The 18,163-nt window shown below is 64.0% G+C and carries 13 protein-coding genes; 3 read left to right on the forward strand and 10 right to left on the reverse strand.

What is annotated here, in order from left to right; translation table 11 throughout:
* Position 1 precedes the first annotated feature (1 nt).
* Both HU766_RS16765 and HU766_RS16770 read left to right on the forward strand, forming a co-directional pair.
* The gene (locus HU766_RS16765; protein ID WP_033702976.1) at positions 2 to 934 is read left to right on the forward strand and encodes a phosphatidate cytidylyltransferase; all 933 of its coding nucleotides are present in this window, start codon (positions 2 to 4) and stop codon (positions 932 to 934) included.
* Between the two features lie 163 nt (positions 935 to 1,097).
* Positions 1,098 to 1,442 (forward strand): cupin domain-containing protein, encoded by a 345-nt coding sequence (locus HU766_RS16770; protein WP_003251579.1) that lies wholly within the window; start codon positions 1,098 to 1,100, stop codon positions 1,440 to 1,442.
* Between the two features lie 140 nt (positions 1,443 to 1,582).
* On the opposite strand, the gene mmsB is transcribed toward HU766_RS16770, so the two are convergent.
* Together mmsB and HU766_RS16780 are read right to left on the reverse strand one after the other, a co-directional pair.
* Positions 1,583 to 2,470: a 3-hydroxyisobutyrate dehydrogenase gene (gene mmsB / locus HU766_RS16775; RefSeq protein ID WP_033702977.1), complete on the reverse strand. Its 888-nt coding sequence runs from the start codon at positions 2,468 to 2,470 to the stop codon at positions 1,583 to 1,585.
* A gap of 10 nt (positions 2,471 to 2,480) precedes the next feature.
* Positions 2,481 to 4,007, reverse strand: coding sequence for a CoA-acylating methylmalonate-semialdehyde dehydrogenase (locus HU766_RS16780; protein WP_186658937.1), 1,527 nt, complete (start codon positions 4,005 to 4,007; stop codon positions 2,481 to 2,483).
* Positions 4,008 to 4,139: 132 nt separating this feature from the next.
* On the opposite strand from HU766_RS16780, the gene HU766_RS16785 reads away from it, so the two are divergent.
* Positions 4,140 to 5,090, forward strand: a complete 951-nt coding sequence (locus tag HU766_RS16785) for a LysR family transcriptional regulator (RefSeq protein WP_186658944.1) — start codon at positions 4,140 to 4,142, stop codon at positions 5,088 to 5,090.
* A gap of 83 nt (positions 5,091 to 5,173) precedes the next feature.
* Here HU766_RS16785 and HU766_RS16790 read toward each other — a convergent pair whose 3' ends face one another.
* The 8 genes from HU766_RS16790 to recC all read right to left on the reverse strand — a co-directional run bounded on the left by HU766_RS16790 (position 5,174) and on the right by recC (position 17,954).
* On the reverse strand, positions 5,174 to 5,425 hold the full coding sequence (locus HU766_RS16790) for a DUF3077 domain-containing protein (protein WP_186658947.1): 252 nt from the start codon (positions 5,423 to 5,425) through the stop codon (positions 5,174 to 5,176).
* Complete coding sequence (locus tag HU766_RS16795) at positions 5,422 to 5,697, reverse strand: hypothetical protein (protein WP_186658950.1); 276 nt, start codon at positions 5,695 to 5,697, stop codon at positions 5,422 to 5,424. Before HU766_RS16795 ends, HU766_RS16790 begins: the two co-directional genes overlap by 4 nt.
* Before the next feature lie 399 nt (positions 5,698 to 6,096).
* The gene (locus HU766_RS16800; RefSeq protein WP_186658952.1) at positions 6,097 to 6,588 is read right to left on the reverse strand and encodes an OmpA family protein; all 492 of its coding nucleotides are present in this window, start codon (positions 6,586 to 6,588) and stop codon (positions 6,097 to 6,099) included.
* Between the two features lie 4 nt (positions 6,589 to 6,592).
* Positions 6,593 to 7,861: a diguanylate cyclase gene (locus tag HU766_RS16805; protein ID WP_186658961.1), complete on the reverse strand. Its 1,269-nt coding sequence runs from the start codon at positions 7,859 to 7,861 to the stop codon at positions 6,593 to 6,595.
* Positions 7,858 to 8,424, reverse strand: a complete 567-nt coding sequence (locus tag HU766_RS16810; protein WP_186658965.1) for a YfiR family protein — start codon at positions 8,422 to 8,424, stop codon at positions 7,858 to 7,860. Before HU766_RS16810 ends, HU766_RS16805 begins: the two co-directional genes overlap by 4 nt.
* Positions 8,425 to 8,725: 301 nt before the next feature.
* Entirely contained in the window at positions 8,726 to 10,801 is a 2,076-nt protein-coding gene (gene recD, locus HU766_RS16815; protein ID WP_033702984.1) for an exodeoxyribonuclease V subunit alpha, read from the reverse strand.
* Positions 10,798 to 14,475, reverse strand: a complete 3,678-nt coding sequence (gene recB, locus HU766_RS16820) for an exodeoxyribonuclease V subunit beta (RefSeq protein WP_186658968.1) — start codon at positions 14,473 to 14,475, stop codon at positions 10,798 to 10,800. Before recB ends, recD begins: the two co-directional genes overlap by 4 nt.
* Complete coding sequence (gene recC / locus HU766_RS16825) at positions 14,472 to 17,954, reverse strand: exodeoxyribonuclease V subunit gamma (RefSeq protein ID WP_186658971.1); 3,483 nt, start codon at positions 17,952 to 17,954, stop codon at positions 14,472 to 14,474. The genes recB and recC overlap by 4 nt, the downstream gene beginning before the upstream one ends.
* Positions 17,955 to 18,163 lie beyond the last annotated feature (209 nt).

Genomic DNA, 18,163 nt, shown 5'->3' on the forward strand with positions numbered 1-18,163 from the left:
CATGGATGACAACACGCTTTCCCTGTTCGCCGGCATCGGCGCCCTGCTGCTACTCGCCAGCGTGATCGGCCGCCTGCTCAAGTGGCGTGCCGGCCCGGCGCCGCATGCGGTGATCGACAACCTCAATGCCCGCATCAACGCCTGGTGGGTGATGGTGCTGGTGATCGGCATCGCCTTCGTATTTGGCAAGTACGGCGTGATCGTGCTGTTCTATGGCGTGTCGTTCTATGCCCTGCGCGAGTTCATGACGCTGACCCCGACCCGGCGCAGCGACTACCCGGCGCTGGTCGCCGCGTTCTATGTGGCGCTGCCGGTGCAGTACCTGCTGATTGCCATGGACTGGTACGGCCTGTTCAGCATCTTCATCCCGGTGTACCTGTTCCTGCTGCTGCCGATCCTGGCCAGCTTCGGTGGCGATACCACACGCTTCCTGGAGCGCGCATCGAAGGTGCAGTGGGGGCTGATGATCGCGGTGTACTGCGTTTCCTCCGTGCCCGCGCTGATGACGCTTGATATCCCAGGTTTCGAGGGCCGCAACCTGTTGCTGATCGCCTGGCTGATCCTGGTGGTGCAGATCAGCGACGTGTTGCAGTACGTGTGCGGCAAGCTATTCGGCAAACGCAAGGTGGCGCCCAACCTGTCCCCCTCGAAAACCCTCGAAGGCCTGGTCGGTGGCGTGGCACTGGCCACCTTGATCGGCGCCCTGCTGTGCTGGATCACCCCGTTCAACTTCTGGCAGGCGGCCCTGATGGCCCTGACCGTAAACGCCATGGGCTTCTTTGGCGGGTTGGTGATGTCGGCGATCAAGCGTGACCGTGGGGTGAAGGACTGGGGGCACATGATCGAAGGCCACGGCGGCATGCTCGACCGGATGGACTCGGTGTGCTTTGCGGCGCCGGTGTTCTTTCACTTCGTGCGGTACTGGTGGGCTTGAGTAATGAGCGGCTCTGACACGCCAGCGCCTACAAGTGCCGCGTATACCCTTGGAAGACCAGATATAGCGCGGTCAGGCACCTGGACGTCGAGCCCAGGCAACTGCGGCTCGGCCGATAGCCCTATGGTGACGGGTCATTCATCCAGTCACCAGGAGTTGTGCCATGTCCGATTTCATCACCGTCCTGCGCGAGACCTGCCCGACGCCGGTCGTGGACGCCACCAAGTGGAAGCGCATCGGCGGCGATCCGCACACCGTCAACCTCAATGCCTACCTGTCGGCCGACGGCAGCAAGATCATGGGCACCTGGATCTGCACCCCGGGCAAGTTCGAGGTCAACTACGACAAGTGGGAGTTCTGCCACTTCCTCGATGGCTACTGCATCATCACCCCGGAAGGCGAAGAGCCGAAGCACCTGAAGGCAGGTGATGTGTTCGTGATCGAACCCGGGATGAAAGGCACCTGGGAAGTGGTCGAGACCGTGCGCAAGTACTTCGTTTTCGCCTGATAGCCAAGCCCTGCTTGCGCAGGGCACCTTCAGCATCCGTAAACCCTGGGCAAAAAAAATCGCGGAGCAGGTGCCCTTCCCTCTGGTGCGCAGTTACAGAGGGAAAGCCGCCTGGCCCGCGATGAAGTCCACCTCGCTCGTCAATCCTTTTTGCGGTACCCCTCGACGATGGCCGAGAAGTCCTTGCCACCCTCCCCGCGCAGGCTCATCGCCTGATACAACTGCTGGGCCACGGCCCCGAGAATCACCGGCTGGTGCGCCTGACGGGCAGCCTCGGTAGCCAGCCCCAGGTCTTTGAGCATCAACTCGGCGCCAAAGCCGCCGGTGTAGCCGCGTGAAGCAGGCGCGGTCTCGATCACGCCGGGCCATGGGTTGTACGTGTCGGAGCTCCAGCAACGGCCGGTCGAGCTGTTGATGATGCCGGCCAGCACCTGGGTGTCGATGCCCAGTGCATTACCCAAGGCCATGGCCTCGGACACGCCGATCATCGAAATGCCCAGCAGCAGGTTGTTGCAGATCTTGGCAATTTGCCCGGTACCCACCTCACCGCAATGCACGATGTTGCGGCCCATCTGCTCCAGCACCGGCTTGAGCGTGGCGAACAGCTCGGCGCTGGCACCGACCATGAAGGTCAGGGTGCCGGCCGCCGCGCCGCCGGTGCCACCGGAGACCGGTGCATCGCCCATGTCGACGCCCTTGGCCGCTGCGGCCTTGGACACCTCGCGGGCGGTCTGCGGGTCGATGGTGCTGCAGTCCACGGTCGGTGTGCCGGGGCGTACGCCCGCCAGCACGCCGTCATCGTTCAGGTAGACGCTGCGCACATGGGCTGCGGCCGGCAGCATGGTGATCACCAGCTCGCTGTTGGCCGCTGCTTCCTTGGGTGAAGGGCTGACCTGCCCGCCCAGTTCGGCGAGCTCGGCCAGCACGGTCTTGTTCAGGTCGAACAGGTTCAGCTGATGCCCGGCCTTGATCAGGTTGCGGGCCATGGGCGCGCCCATGTTGCCCAGGCCGATGAATGCGATACGCATGGCGAACTCCTTAGCGCAGGCTGATGGTGGTGTTCACACCGTCATTGACGCTGTCGTCATCGAACCAGCGGGCGGTGACGGTCTTGGTCTGAGTGTAGAACTGCACCACTTGCTTGCCGTACGGGCCGAGGTCGCCGAGCTTGGAGCCGCGCGAGCCGGTGAAGCTGAAGTACGGCACCGGCACCGGGATCGGGATGTTGATGCCGACCTGGCCGATGTCGATTTCGCTCTGGAACTTGCGCGCCGCTGCGCCGCTCTGGGTGAACAGGCCAGTGCCGTTGCCGAACGGGTTGCTGTTGACCAGGGCGATGGCCTCATCGAGGGTATCGACCTCCAGGGTCACCAGCACCGGGCCGAAGATTTCCTGGGTGTAGACCTGCATGTCGGTTTTAACCCCGGAGAACAGGGTCGGGCCGACGAAGTTACCTTGCTCATAGCCCGGCACCTTGACGTCGCGGCCATCGAGTTCGAGCTTGGCGCCTTCCTTGATGCCGCTTTCGATCAAGCCCATCACCCGCTCCTTGGCACGCTTGGAGACCACCGGCCCGACGTCGGTACCCGGCTCGGACCCTGCATTGACCTTGAGCTTGCTCGCGGCCTCCTTGATGTCCGGCAGCCACTCGCGGGCCTTGCCCACCAGCACCGCCACCGAGGTGGCCATGCAACGCTGGCCGGCAGCACCAAAGGCCGCGCCGACCAGGGCGTTGACGGTCTGGGTGCGATTGGCGTCAGGCAGTACCACGGCGTGGTTCTTCGCGCCCATCATCGACTGCACGCGCTTGCCGTGCTGGCTGCCCAGGTTGTAGACGTGGGTGCCGACTTCGGTGGAACCGACGAACGAGATCGCCTTGATGTCCTGATGGGTGCAAATCGCATCCACCACCTGCTTGCCACCGTGCACCACGTTGAGCACACCGGCCGGCACGCCGGCTTCGAGCGCCAGCTCGACCAGCATCATGGTCGACAGCGGGTCCTGTTCGGAAGGCTTGAGCACGAAGGTGTTGCCGCAGACGATGGCCATGGGGAACATCCACAGCGGGATCATGGCCGGGAAGTTGAACGGGGTGATGCCCGCGCACACGCCGATGGGCTGGCGCAGGGTGTAGGTGTCGACGCCGCCAGCTACGTTCTCGGCGAATTCGCCCATCTGCAAGGTACCGATGGACGCCGCATGCTCGACCACTTCCAGGCCGCGGAAGATATCGCCTTCGGCATCGGCAATGGTCTTGCCCTGTTCGGCGCTGAGGGTCTGGGCGATGCGTTTGGAATGTTCGCGGATCAGCGCCTGCAGCTTGAGCATGATGCGCATGCGCGCGCCGATCGGGGTGTCACGCCAGGTCTTGAAGGCGCGATGGGCAGCCGCCACGGCAGCGTCGACTTCTTCGACGGTGGCGAACGGCACCCGCGCCAGCACTTGCTGGGTGGCCGGGTTGACGATATCGCGCCACTCGTCGGTCTTGGATTCGACCCACTGGCCATCGATCAGCAGCTTGACCTGCTCGACCTTGGTCTGGTCGGGGGATTGAGGTGCGTTCATCTGGGTTCTCCTTGGAATTATTGTCGGGTCGAGATCGCCAGCGCCGTGCAAACGCGAGGTGGCGTCCTGGGGCTTGTTTCGAGTATAGATGTGCAAACATCCAACAAGAACGCACAAAAAAACCGGATCATCATGCAAAAAGACCTCACATCCCTCAGCTCGCTCAACTGGGACGACCTGAAGTTTTTCCTCGAAGTGGCACGCACCCGCAAAGCCAGCAGCGCCGCCAAGCGCCTGAGCGTCGACTACACCACGGTGTCACGGCGCATCACGTCGCTGGAGGGGGCGCTGGGCACGCTGTTGTTCGAGAAGTCCCGGACCAACGGCTTCGTGCTTACCGCCGAAGGCCAGCGTTTGCTGGGCTATGCCGAGTCGATCGAGAGCACGCTGCACATGGCGTGCGAGCAGGTGTCAGGCTCGGGGGTGGCGTTGTCGGGGCATGTGCGCATGGGCTGCACCGAAGGTTTCGGCAGCTTCTTCGTCACGCCGCAACTGAGCCACTTCGTCGATGCGTATCCGGCCATTTCGGTGGATATCCTGCCGCTGCCGCACTTCATCAGCCTGTCCAAGCGCGAGGCGGACATCGTCATTGCCCTGGAACGGCCCGAGCACGGCCCTTATGTGTGCTGCAAGCTGTGCGACTACCGGTTGCGGCTGTATGCGACCCAGGCGTACCTGGATAACCACGCGCCGATCCGCCAGGTGGGGGATTTGGCCAAGCACCCCTTCATCAGCTACGTGGATGACCTGGCGTTCAGCTCCGAGCTGCTGTACCTGGCCAACATGATCCCCAATGCCAACGCGCATTTGCGCAGTACCAGCGTGATTGCGCAGTACACCGCAGCATTGCAGGGGCGTGGGCTGGCGATTCTGCCGTGTTTTCTGGCGGCGCAGGACCCGCGATTGGTCACGGTGCTACCAGAGCAGATCGAGGTGACGCGGCAATTCTGGATGTATTGCCGGGAGGATTTGCGCAAGTTGAAGCGCATTACCCTGCTGTGGGATTACATCCGTGGGGTGACCGAGGCGAATGCGCCGTTGTTGATGGGCGAGACCCGTGAGATGCGGTTTGCTCAGGAATGATACAGCCCTCAGCAACGGCGCCGTACAGGTAGGAGCTGGCTTGGCCTGCGATGGGCCGCAACGCGGCCCCAGGTTGTTGCGGGCTATTGAAGATTCTTGCCCATGCCCCGCTCCATATCATCGATCAGCGCCTTCGCCATTTCGCTCAGGATTCTCGCTGCACTTCCTGCCACACGGTCATCCTCCATTTCAGCTTCAGTGGTCAGGTGACGAATGCAGCCGAGCAGCACTGACAGCTGAGAGAAAGCATGCTTGAAAGGTACGTTTGGTTGCAGGCGAAACAGATCGAAGGTTTCTACACCCGCTGTCGAAGAGTCTCTTGGATTGTGGGTCATCTAGACACTCCCTGAGCCGTGGCGCGAGAACTTTTGTGATCGGTAAGGGCGTTGATCACTCGGCACAGCAGACGGATATTCATGCCCATGGCGTCGCGCATGAGGCTTGGACCGCTCTCGATCAGAACGGTGGTGGTCTGTTCCACTGTCAGAGTCAAAGCTCGGATCAGCAGGTCGCATTCCTCGATGCCAGGAGGATCTTGGAGTGATAGGTGGGGAGGAACTAACAGAAGAAGGGTTGATGCAGGAGGATCGGGGACGAGCTTTTTCATGATGGAGCTCCCTTAAGCAAACCAGGAACTGCCTCCCTCTTCGTCTCAAGGATTTGGGTGGCAGTCGTGCACGGTTTGAGACCCGGGACACATGAATACCGGCCAGGCCGAAGCCTGCCCGCGCACGACCGCCATGAAGCGGTGCCAACACATGTAGTCCGGGGGTCTCAAGCCCGATCGCCTTGAACGGCGACTCAGGGACGTTATCCCAGGGGCTCTTTCCCGCCTACGTGGCAACTTCTGACAGCGGCGTAGGATAGTTCGCTATATGCCGAAACCCGAAGCAATTGGTTTCAAACTCAGAAATGTCTTACGGCTAGACGGCCAAGTCGAGGGCTGCGCCCTCGATCGCAGCCAAGCCAGCGCCTGCAGGGACCGAGTCGGTCTGCAAGAGATCGCTCAGTACGACGCGACAACAATCGACACCCGTCGATTCTCGGTGCGCCCGGCACTGCTGCGGTTGTCGGCCACCGGTTGGGTACTGCCCAGGCCGCGGGTCTGGATGTTCTGCGCAGGCATGCCGATACCGATCAGCGTTCTGGCCACACTCTGCGCCCGGCGCTCGGACAATTGCTGGTTGTAGGCCGCCCTGCCCGAGGCATCCGCGTGCCCATCCACCCGCACACCCTGGATACCAACCCCCAGCAGTGCCTTGCCGATACGCTCGACAATCGCCTGGCTCTGGCTATTCAGGCCGTCCAGGTCACTGCCGAACAGTACCTTGCCCGACAGATCGAAGGCCCAGCCTTCATCAGTCGGGGCAAAGCCTTCGCGCTTGAGCACGGCGATCTGCTCGGCAGTCAGGCCCTTGGGCGGTGTGCTCTGGCAGCCGGTCAGCGCGAGCAAGGCGAGCAGCAAAGCCCAAAGGGGGAAACGCAAACGATGAATCACGGGTTCAACTCCTGTTTTTGATTTCGGCGGCGGACCGTTCCGTCTGCGCCACTTGCCACTGGCCACGGCGTTTTCGCTTGGCCTGGTACATTGCCGCATCGGCGGCGTCGAGCAGGCTGGCAGGGTCAGTGCCATCCACCGGGTAATAGGCGATGCCGACACTCAGCGAGGTGGCAATGCTGCTGCCACTGTCCAACTGCACCGGCAGCTTCATGCTGGCGACGATCTTCTCGGCGATGAGCTCGGCGTCTTCACGCGAATGCAGCGGCGTCAGCAACACCGCAAACTCGTCACCGCCCAGGCGCGCCACCAGGTCGTGCTCACGCAGTTGGGCGCGGATGCGGTCGGCAACGCTGATCAGCACCTCGTCGCCTACGGCATGGCCCAAGCTGTCATTGATCTGCTTGAAGTGGTCACTGTCGAGGAACAGCACCGCCAGGTGATCCTGCTGGCGCGCAGCATTGCGCAGGCAACGGCTGAGGCGCCCTTCGAAGAAGGCGCGGTTGGGCAGGCCGGTCAGGCTGTCATGGCTGGCCTGGTGGGCCAGGGTCTGGTTTTCGCTCTGCAGGTGGCTGTGCCACACCTCCAGTTCATCGAGCAAGGCGTTGAAGTCGTTACCCAGCTCGTTGAGTTCGGCGATCGGCGCCTCCGGCACGCGACGGTCGAAGCGCCGTTCGCGCCGCGCGGCATGAGCAACGCTGGCCAAACCGCGCAATGGCCGGACGATGTCGCCGAGCAGGCGCCGCGACAAGTACAGGGCGATGACTGCGCTGAGCACCATGCACAACAGGATCCCGCCCAACCCGCCGAGCAGGAACAGCAACAGGCTGCGGCCCTGGCCAATCAGCTCGATGTGCCCGACCTTTTGCTGCTGATGAATGATCGGCAGGTTGACCGGCTCGTCCAGCAGTGTGGTGGCGACCAGGGTTTCCAGGTGGGCGAGCATGCCGCTGTCGTTGCGTTGCCAGTGGGCCAGTTGCTCACCGTCATTGTTGAAGACCTTGGCGTCGGCCACCTCTTCGGTACTGGCGATCAGCGCCAGCGCCTCATTGGCCGCGACGCGGTCGTCGAACACCACAGCGGCTTCCGCGGTGTAGGTGATCGAGCGGGCGATCAGGTGCAGGTTGTGGTTGGCATAGACCTGCAGGGCAAGCACGCCCAGCACGGTCAGCGAAATACCGACCAGGCCCACGGCGAGCAGGGCAACATTGAGGTGCCCACGGCCGAGCACCGAACGCAGGGTCGGGCGCATGCGCTTGTTGGCAGCTTTCATGGCTGCGCACCTCGGCGCCGCGACAATTGCAGCACGCTGGGGTGGATGCGTACGCCCGAACGGGCCACGGAGTCGAGGTTCACTTCAAAGGCGACCTGCTGATCGCTGACCCGCAGGCAGAACAAGCTGCCGACGGTACAGGGGTCGTCGGCCTCGCTGATGCTCAATACCGGGTGACCGCTGACGCGCTGGAACAACCGATCGCGTTGGCCTTGATCGAGCTTGCCGATGTAAATAGCATCGCAGGCCTGGGCGACTTGTGCATCGTCAGCCAGCAGGCGACGCACCTGCAAAGGCCGCCCGGATTCCTGCACATGCCCTTTGATCAGGTCGTCGGCGTACTCGGTAGGGCCGACCAGGCACAGGCGCAACGGCGCAGGTTCGGCTGGCCAGCGTGCGTAGCTGAAGATTCCCAACACCACCTGGGTGACGGCCTTGGCGCGTTGCTGTGCTTGCACAGCGGTGGCTGAGGATTCCGCCCAGGCAGGGGCTGCCAGTAGCGACAGGGCGGCCAGCAACAGCGAAAGCATACAGCTCGTCAATCGCCTCCCGGCCACGGTCATGTGGGAAATCTCTCGAAGTCCTTTCAGATATTGGCGCAACGATAGCACATGGCCGCCAACCCTGACTTGCGTGGCTTTTGTAGGAGCGGCCTTGCGTCGCGAAAGGGCTGCGCAGCGGCCCCGGCGATCTTGTTGCAACCACATAACCTTGTTGCAACACAGAACCTTGTTGCAACACAGAACCTTGTTGCAACCACAGAACCTTGTTGCAACACAGAACCTGGGGCTGCTGCGCAGCCCTTTCGCGACGCAAGGCCGCTCCTACAAGGGCCGCGCCGCAATGATGGCAGCAGTGGGCGATTCAGACCTGTTCGAGCATCAGGCCGGAGATCCGCCGTACCTTGCGTGACACCGCCTCTTCGAATATGCCCTGGCGTGGCTCGATCAGGCTGAAGCAATGCTTGGCCCGGGTGATGCCGGTGTACACCAGCTCCTTGGTCAACACCGGGTTGAGGGCATCCGGCAGCACCAGCGCGGTATGGCTGAACTCCGAGCCCTGGGACTTGTGCACGGTCATGGCGAACACGGTTTCCACCTCGTTGAGCCGGCTTGGCAAGACAAAACGTACTCCGCCGTTGCCATCGTTACGCGGGAAGGCCACCCGTAGCAGCGGCTCGCCCCGCTCATCCGGCAGGCGCAAGGCGATGCCGATGTCACCGTTCATCAGGCCCAGGCCATAATCGTTGCGCGTCACCAGCACGGGCCGGCCCTCGTACCAGGGCTGCTGGGCGTCGATCAGCCCGGCATTGTGCAGCACCCGAGCCACCCGCTCATTGAGGCCCTCCACCCCCCAAGCGCCCCGGCGTACCGCACAGAGCAGCTGGAAGTCCTCGAAACCGTGCAGTACCTTGCTCGCCCATTGCTCCCACAGTGGGTCGTCATAAGCAGTGCCAGGTGCCGGCCGATAACGCCCCAGGGTCCGCAGGTAGCTGCGATAGCCTTGCGGGCCCTCGGCGCCGCGGTTGAGGCCGTCGAGCAGCAAACGGTCGAAGGCCCGGTCCTGTTCGTTCTTCAGCGACAGGCCATTCACATCAGGCGGTGGCAGGGCGAGCAGATTGCGCGCCGCATGCGATTCCTGACGGTTGACCAGCCGAGCCAATTGGCCAATACCGCTGCCCTCGCCGAAGCGCCGGGAAAAACGCAGCATCACCACTTGCTGCGCCAGCGGATTGCGCTGCGCATCACCGGCCACCAGGCCACTGCCCTGCAGCGACTGGCCGCCGATCTGCTCCAGCCACGCCTGGGTCGCGGCCGAGTAGCAACCGTCCTCGGCATCCCGGCACAGGTCACCCAGTACCGCACCCGCCTCGACCGAGGCCAACTGGTCTTTATCACCCAGCAGGATCAGCCGCGCGCGAGGTGGCAGCGCATCGAGCAGGTTGGCCATCATCTCCAGGTCGATCATCGAGGCCTCGTCCACCACCAGCACGTCCAGTGGCAACGGATTACCCGCATGGTGGCGGAAGTGCCGCGACCCTGGGCGGCTGCCCAGCAGCCGGTGCACGGTGCTGACCTCGGTGGGGATCTGCCCGCGCACGGCAGTACTGACCTGCAGCCGCTCGACCTGCTGGCCGATGGACTCGGTCAGGCGCGCCGCCGCCTTGCCGGTCGGCGCGGCCAGGCGAATGCGCAAAGGCCTGCCCTGCTCCACCGCCGGCGCCTGCAGCAAGGCCAGCAACCGTACCACCGTGGTGGTCTTGCCGGTGCCGGGGCCGCCAGTGATGATGCTGAAGCCGGCCCGGGTCGCCAGGGCGCAGGCAAGCTTTTGCCAATCGACCTGGCCAGCCAGGGCGCCTTCGTCGAACAACTGGCCCAGGCGAGCCGGCAAGTCGCTGGGCGCTGCCTCGTGCTGGCTCAGGCGCTGGCGCAGGTTGTGGTCGATGCGCCGCTCGTAGCTCCAGTAGCGGCGCAGGTACAGACGCTCGCCACTGATCACCAGCGGCCGCGCCTGCTGGCCGGGTGTGTCACCACTGGCCACCAGTGGGCTGGCCGCGATGCGCTGGCGCCAGGCCTGAAGGTCCAGGCCGGCAAGCAGTTGCGAAGGCAACAGCAAGGGGCCGATCAGGGCGTCACCCTCCGGCGGCAGCGACAGCGCGAAGTCTGGCTCGGCCAGGGTCTGCTGCAGGTCCAGGCAGACATGCCCATGGCCAAGCTGATGGCTTGCCAAGGCTGCCGCCAGCAACAGCAACGGATCGCTGCCGGGCGCACGTTCTTCGAGAAACGACACGAAGGCACGGTCGAGGGCACGCAGCCAGCCACGCTCGACCCAACGGTCCAGCAGTAGCAGCAGGTCGCCGCTGTCGCGCTGCGGCGCGAGGGCCAGCAGGTGCTCGGCATGCAAGGGGGTGGGCAACAGGTCGGTGAGGCTTCGGCTCATGGCGCGGCTCCGGCAAACAGGTCCTGCTGCTCGGGCGCAGACTCACCACGGAACAGTGCATCGAGTGCTTCGATCAGCACACGCGGCGGCTTGGCGAAGTACACGCCATGGCCGCTGCTGCTGGCACCACGCAGGAAGATGAACAGGGCGCCGCCGACATGGCGGTCGTAATCGTAATCAGGCAGCCGGGCGCGCAACTGACGGTGCAGGGCCAGCAGATACAGGACGTACTGCAAGTCGTAGCGATGCTCGAGGATGGCTTTTTCCATGGCCAAGCTGTCGTAAGCCTGGATGTCCGGGCCCAGCCAGTTGGATTTGTAATCGGCCACGTAGTAGCGCCCGTCCAGTTCGAAGGCCAAGTCGATGAAACCCTTGAACATGCCGTTGAGCAACGTCGGTTGCGCCGCCGGGCGCGCATGGCCTGGGTGGGTGTGGCGCGCCACCAGCTGATCGAGCTGTTCGGCGTCGACCTGATGGCTGGCGAACCAGAACTCCATTTCGATCTGGTAATGACGCAACTGCGCAAGGGTCAGGCTTACTTCCTGGCCCAGGACAGGCAATGGTTCGTTCAGCAACATGTGCAACCAGGGCGTCAGCGTCGCGATCCAGCCGGTCCAGTCACGCCGATTGCAGCGCTGCCCGACGGTGCGCTCGATCAGTTCAAGGTTGCCGCTGACCTCGGCGAAACCTTCACGGCCGGCCCATTCCAGCAGGCCGTGCAGGAAGGTACCGGGGTTCGGCCCCCGCGGGAAGCGGTGGATATCGCCGCCTTCTGCCGGCACCTCGCGCAGTACCTGGGCGTCGACCACTTCGTCATCCAACAGTTGCTGGGCCTGCGAGCTGTCGGCGCCGAGAGTCTGCTCGCCGACGCGCAGGGCACTGTAGGACGCGATCCACCAGTTCTCGGCGGCCGCCCGCCGGGGTTTGCGCGCAGGCAGCAGCTCACGTTCGGCTTGCGGCATGCGATACCCCTGATCGTCGGCCAGCGGCAGCGGCGGGCAGGCAATGTACGGGCAGGCCGATGCCAACGCCTGCAGCCAGCCCGCCAGTTGCCCGGAACTCGGCAGGGCAAGGCCACCGCCCAGCAGATAACCGAGCGCCGAACGGTGCAGTTGCGAGTGCTTCTGGTTGCCGCGTTTCAGGTCGGCGACCCCAAGCCAGCAGGCATGCTGGGCGCGGGTCAGGGCCACATAGAGCAGGCGCAGGTCTTCGGCCAGGCGCTCGTCATCGGCCCGGGCGATCTGCTCTTGATCAGGCGTAAGGGTCAGGTGGGCGTTGCCTTGGCTGTCATGCCAGGCCAACGGCAGGCGCGTACCGTCTACCGGCTTGCTGGTGCAGATGAACGGCAGGTAGACCAAGGGGTATTCCAGGCCCTTGGACTTGTGGATAGTCACCACCTTGACCAGTTGCTCATCGCTCTCCAGCCGCAGGATCTGCTCTTCGCCGGCCTGGCCGGAGCTGGACAGGTGCTCGGCCAGGTGACGGATCAATGCCTGCTCGCCATCCAGCTCACCTGCCGCCTGTTGCAGCAATTCGGCCAGGTGCAGCAGGTTGGTCAGCACGCGCTCGCCGTCACTGCGGGCGATGAGCGTGCGCGGCAGCTGGAAGTCGTGCAGCAGGTGCCGCAGCATCGGCAGCACACCCTGGCGCTGCCAGGTCTCGCGGTAGCGACGAAAACGCATGACCCAGTCTTCCCACACGCGCTCGTCCTGGTTCAGCTTGTCCAGCGCGGCCAATGACAGGTCGAGGGTGAGGCTGGCCAGGGCGGCCTTGAGCAGGCGCTCCGAGTCCGGTTCGGCGCAGGCCTTCAGCCACGCCAGCAGGTCATGGGCCTCCTGGGCGGCGAACACCGAGTCTTTGTCGGACAGGTACACGCTGCGCACATCCCGAGCAGCCAGCTCGCCACGGATCATCTGGGCTTCGTGGCCGTCGCGCACGAGGATGGCGATATCCGATGGCAGGCAAGGGCGCAGTTCGCCTTCGCCGTTACGGAAACCCGCCGTGCCCTGCTGGCCACCGTTGAGCAGGGCGACGATATGGCTGGCGCAGCTGGCCGCCAACTGCTGACGGTACAGGGTGCCCGAGACCGGTTCTTCGCTCTGCAGTTGCCAGCATTGCAAGGCTGCACACACCTCGCCATCCACCAGCAGCTGTTCGCCACGGCCTTTGGCACGCACCTCGATGAACGGCAACGGGTTGTCTTCGGCTTCACGGAACAGGAACGCCCCTCGCCCCTGGCTTCGCGTCTCGGCCTGGAGGAACACCTGGTTAACCGCCGCGACCATCGCCTGGCTCGAGCGGTAGTTGGTGTCCAGGCTGTGCAGGCGCCCGGTGGTGGCACGCCGGGCGGCAAGGTAGGTATAGATGTCGGCGCCGCGGAAGGCATAAATCGCCTGCTTGGGGTCGCCGATCATGAACAGCCCGGTTTCGGTGCGGTTTTCGGTGATCTGGTAGATCCGCTCGAAGATGCCGTACTGGACCGGGTCGGTGTCCTGGAATTCGTCGATCAGTGCCACCGGGAACTGCTCACGAATCAACCCGGCCAGGCGCTCGCCGGCCTCGCTGGCCAGGGCATGTTGCAGGCGCAACAGCATGTCGTCGAAGCCCATTTCGGCGCGCCGACGCTTCTCCACTTCAAAACGCGCCGAGACCCAGCTGGCAGCATGTTCGAGCAGCCGCGCATCCGGGCTGGCCAGCGCCTGCAATTGCTGCTGTAGCGTCTGCATGGCACGCAGCCCCGGGTGATCGGGTGGCTCGCCTGACTTCCAGGCCTCGGCCATGCCGGCCGGGGTCAGGCGGGTGAAGCCGGTACCCAGGTCGAGTTCGACGATGTGTTCGTCGGCGGCCCATGCGCTCAGCTTGTCGAACCAAGGTTCGAAGTAGCGTGCCTGCATCTTGCGGCCGTCGGCCAGCTTGGCGGCCACGGCATCGCGGCAGATCTGCCGCAGCTCATCGGCCCACTGTGCCCAGGGCGCCTTGAGCTGGGCCAACTGCTCGGTACGTTGCGCAAGCGCGTCTTCAATCAACGCCTCGGGTTCTTGCTCGTGCTGCTGGGCCCGTACCCGACCGAACAGCGGGCGAATGCGCGGCAACAGCGCGTCGGGGCTGCCCCAGTGGCCACGCACCCAGGCCAGCGCCTCACCCTGCATGCCATAGCAGAACCGCCGCCAGTAATCGCGCATGACCTGGCCAAGCAGGTCGGTGTGATCGGTCTCCAGCGTCTGGGTGAACAGGCTGCCGCTGTCGAACGCGTGCTCGCGAAGCATGCGTTGGCACCAACCGTGGATGGTCGACACCGCCGCTTCATCCATCCATTGCACGGCGATTTCCAGGCGGCTGGCGCAACGCGGCCAAGCTTCTTGCGGGTAATCGTCGCGCAACTGATGCAGCAGTGGGTCGGCCGCTTCAAGCTCGCCACGGAAGAACCGCGCCGCTTCGGCCAGGCGGGCCCGTATGCGTTCGCGCAGCTCTTTGGTGGCGGCGTCGGTAAAGGTCACCACGAGGATCTGCGGGGGCAACAGCTCACGGCCGAAAGCCTGTTCGCCGCCGTGGCCGAGGATCAGCCGCAGGTACAGCGCCGAGATGGTGAATGTCTTGCCGGTACCGGCGCTTGCTTCGATCAGCTGGCTACCATGCAGGGGAAAACTCAGTGCCAGGGGACGGTCCAGCGTCATGCGCCACTCTCCGGGTTGCCCAGGGCCTGCCAGGGTGCGTTGAACAACGGGCGGTACAAGGTTTCGCACCAGCCTTCAAAGGTTTCGTCGGCGCTGAGCGCGGCGAAATCACGGAACTGCCGGGCCAGGGCAATACTTTCGCTGCGCTCGCCGAAGCTGTTGCGCTCGTCACCTTCATAGGCACGGGCCGCTGCGGCCAGCGCCTTGTCGGCATCGTCCTGGCCCAGCCAGGCAAAGGCGGTCTTGGCTGCCACCGACAGTGGCGCGTTCATTGCCGCCTGGCGCGCTACCAGCAGGTCGCCGAGCAGCTGCGCCGCCTCACCTTGCGGCAAGGGCGCGAGCAGCAGGGTCAGGTCACTGGCCACCAGCGCACTGTTAAGCGGGTAACCCGCAGCACAGGCGGCCAGGTGCATGACCCAGGGCGCGATCAGCCGGTGCCACTTGTAGTTGTTGCGCCCGGCGCTGATGGTGTTCGGTACCGTGGTGATACTGAGCAGGCTTTGATCTTCTGCCTGGTAAACCCGGCCCAGCCAGCCTTCGAGGCGATGCCTGCCCTGTTCGAAATGAACAGGCAATGCGCCTTCGACCAGGTGAGGCCAGCGTTGCAACAACTGGCGATGGCGTTGTAGCAGATCGGGCAGCGGCTGGATCAGCTCGGCCTGCAAGAGCTGCCCGAAACCGGCAAGGGGTAACAGGCCACAGGCTTGCAGGCGGCGGGCCTGCGTCTGCAAGGCAGGCTCGGCATGGTCCGGGTCAGCCAATGCGGCATTCAACAGGCTTTCGGCGGCACCATAGCGTTGCAAGGTATCGAGCACGAACGGCTCTTCATCCGGGGTCGGCGCCTCCAGGGCCTCGAAGAACACCTTCAAACGCTGGCTGAAGAAGTGCCGCACCGGGTGGCGAAGAAAGTCGTGCAGTTGCGTCAGGCTCAGCGCTTCATCATCGACGTAGGGCGGCAGATCGGGATCAGGCTGCGCGAGCGCCTGCCCGGGCAGATGCAGCACCTGCCACTCATGGGCGAAGCTGAACAAAGGGCTGCCCTTCTGGAAGTAACGCGGGCTGAACGGCTGTAGCGGGTGCTCCTGCGTCAAGGCATGCAGCAACCGCTCGTCCGGCCCAAGCCCTGGGCCCGCGTCGGTGCCGGCCAAACGCCAACCTGCAGCCACATGGTCGCGTAACTGGCCGATAAGCACTGAGGCCGGGCGCTCACTGTTGTCGCGGATACTGCGCCCGACCCAGCTGACATACAGCTGATCGCGTGCCGACAGCAGGGCTTCGAGCAGCAAGTAACGGTCATCCTCACGGCGCGAGCGATCACCGGGGCGGTAGTCGCTGGCCATCAGGTCGAAGTCCAGCGGCTGCTGGGCGCGGGGGTAGTCACCATCGTTCATGCCCAGCAGGCAGACCACCCGGAAGGGGATGGCGCGCATGGGCATGAGGGTGCAGAAGTTTACCGAGCCGGCGAGGAAGCGCTGGGACAGCTTGCCCTGATCCAGGCCAGACAACCATGCTTCGCGGACCACGGTCAGTGGTAGCGAGTCCTGCAGGCCGACGGTTTCGCACACTTGCAGCCAGGCATCGCGCAAGTCCTGCAGCTGCATCAACAGAAACTCGTCGTGCTCACCTTCAGCCAGGAAGAACACCTGCAACAAGGCATTCAGGCGTTCGCCCCACTGGGTGACGGTCGCGGGCTGGGCCAGTGCCTGGCACGCCACATCCAGGGCATCCAGCAGGGCCACCAGCGGGCCGATCAGTGCAGCATCCAGGCCGCCGATTTCGTCATAGGGTTCAATGCCATCACAGCCCTCACCTACGCCAACAGCATACCCCAGCAGCATACGCCGCAGGCCAAACCGCCAGCTGTTCTGCTCCAAGCCTTCCGGCAAGCCCAGGCTGGCGCGCTGCTCGGCATTCAGGCCCCAACGGATACCGGCGCCTTCGATCCAGCGATGCAGGGTGGGCAGGTCACTTTCACGGATGGCGAAACGGGCACGTACCGCCGGCACGTCGAGCAGGTCGAGCACTTCGCTGACGGCGAAACGGCTATCCGGCAACTTGAGCAGGTGCTCCAGGGCAATCAGCAATGGCTCCCGACCGCGTTGGCCTTGATCGGTGAGGGTGAACGGAATGTAGCGTGGGTCATGACGCTGCAACTGCCCGAATACGGCGCGGATATGGGGCGCGTAGGTGTCGATTGCCGGCAGCATCACGATCACGTCGCGCGGGCGCAGGGTAGGGTCGGCGCTGAAGCGTGCCAGGAGCTGGTCGTGGAGAATCTCCACCTCGCGTTGCGGGCTGTGCGCGACGTGAAAGCGCATCGAACGGTCCTGCCCGAGGTCGACTTGCGGCCAGCGCTCACGGGTTTCGGCGAGCGGGCGCAGTTCAAGGATGTCATCTTGCAGCTGGTTGAGCAGCGTGGTCGGCGAACCCTCGCTGAACAGGTCGATGCGCCCCTCGCTGAACACACCGCGGTAGCTGCCCGGGTCGTCATAGCTGTCGAGCAGGTTGATGTAGTCACGGCCCTGCTTGCCCCAGGCGGCCAGCAGCGGATGCGCGTGCTGGTGCAGGGATTGGTCATCCAGCAGCAGCGGCATGCCCTGCTTGCGCTGTTGGCGCTTGTACTGATGGCGCAGCAGGTCTTTGTCGGCGACGATATCGGCCCAGTGATGGCGGCAAGGGTTGTGAACGCAAAGCAGTACTTGGCTGAACCGGGCCAGCCCAGCCAACGCCTCCAGTGCCTGAGCCGGCAGGGAAGAGATACCGAACACGATCACCCGCGATGGCAGGCCCGCAGGGGCTTGTTCCAGGCTGTTGATGCGCTCGACGAAACGCTGATGCACGCCCGCGCGACTCTGCGCCATGCCTTGTTCGCCGACATCTTCCAGCAGGGCGCGCCACAGCTCGGCCTGCCAGCGATTGCCAGGGGGCAGCGCTTTACGCTCGCCCCGAGCGGTATTGAGGACGTGATCACCGCCCGCCCAGTCCTTGAGCCAGTCGGCTCGGTAGACCTGGTATTGGTCGAACAAGTCGGCGAGGCGCTCGGCAAGCTGATAACGCTTGCGCAGGTCGCTATCGTCGGTAAGAAAACGCCGCAAGGGCTCGAAGTGCTCGCGCTCGATCAACGACGGCAGCAAGCGCATCAGGCGCCAGGTCAGCGGCGCCTTGTCGAGCAAGGACACCTCAGGGATTTCATCGCGGCCCAGCACTCGACGGTAAAGCTGCCACATGAAACTGCCAGGCAGTTGCACATCGATCGCGGCCGCGATGCCACAGCCGCCCAGGTCACCCTCTTCAGGGTCTTCAGCCAGCGCCAGTTTCAGCCACTGGGCAATGCCGTTGCTTTGCACCAGGGCAATTTCGTTTTCCAACGGCGCTAACGGGTACCGACGCATCCAGCTCACCACCAAGCTGCGCAAGTCGTCGAGGCGGTTGCCATGCACGATCATGAAGCCGGGCTGAAGGGTGGTGGTGTTGACCATTGAGCATTCCCTGGAAGGCAGTGGGTTCTGATGCGGAACCATATCACGGGGCATGCCCGGGCTTATGGCGAGCATGGCGACAATTCTTTTCCAGCCGCAAAGACAAAACCCCTACCTGCTTGCGCAGATAGGGGTTTTGCGAAATGAATCTTGACGATGACCTACTCTCACATGGGGAGACCCCACACTACCATCGGCGATGCATCGTT

This window comes from Pseudomonas sp. SWRI77, from assembly GCF_014269105.1.
Classification (GTDB): Bacteria; Pseudomonadota; Gammaproteobacteria; order Pseudomonadales; family Pseudomonadaceae; genus Aquipseudomonas; species Aquipseudomonas capeferrum.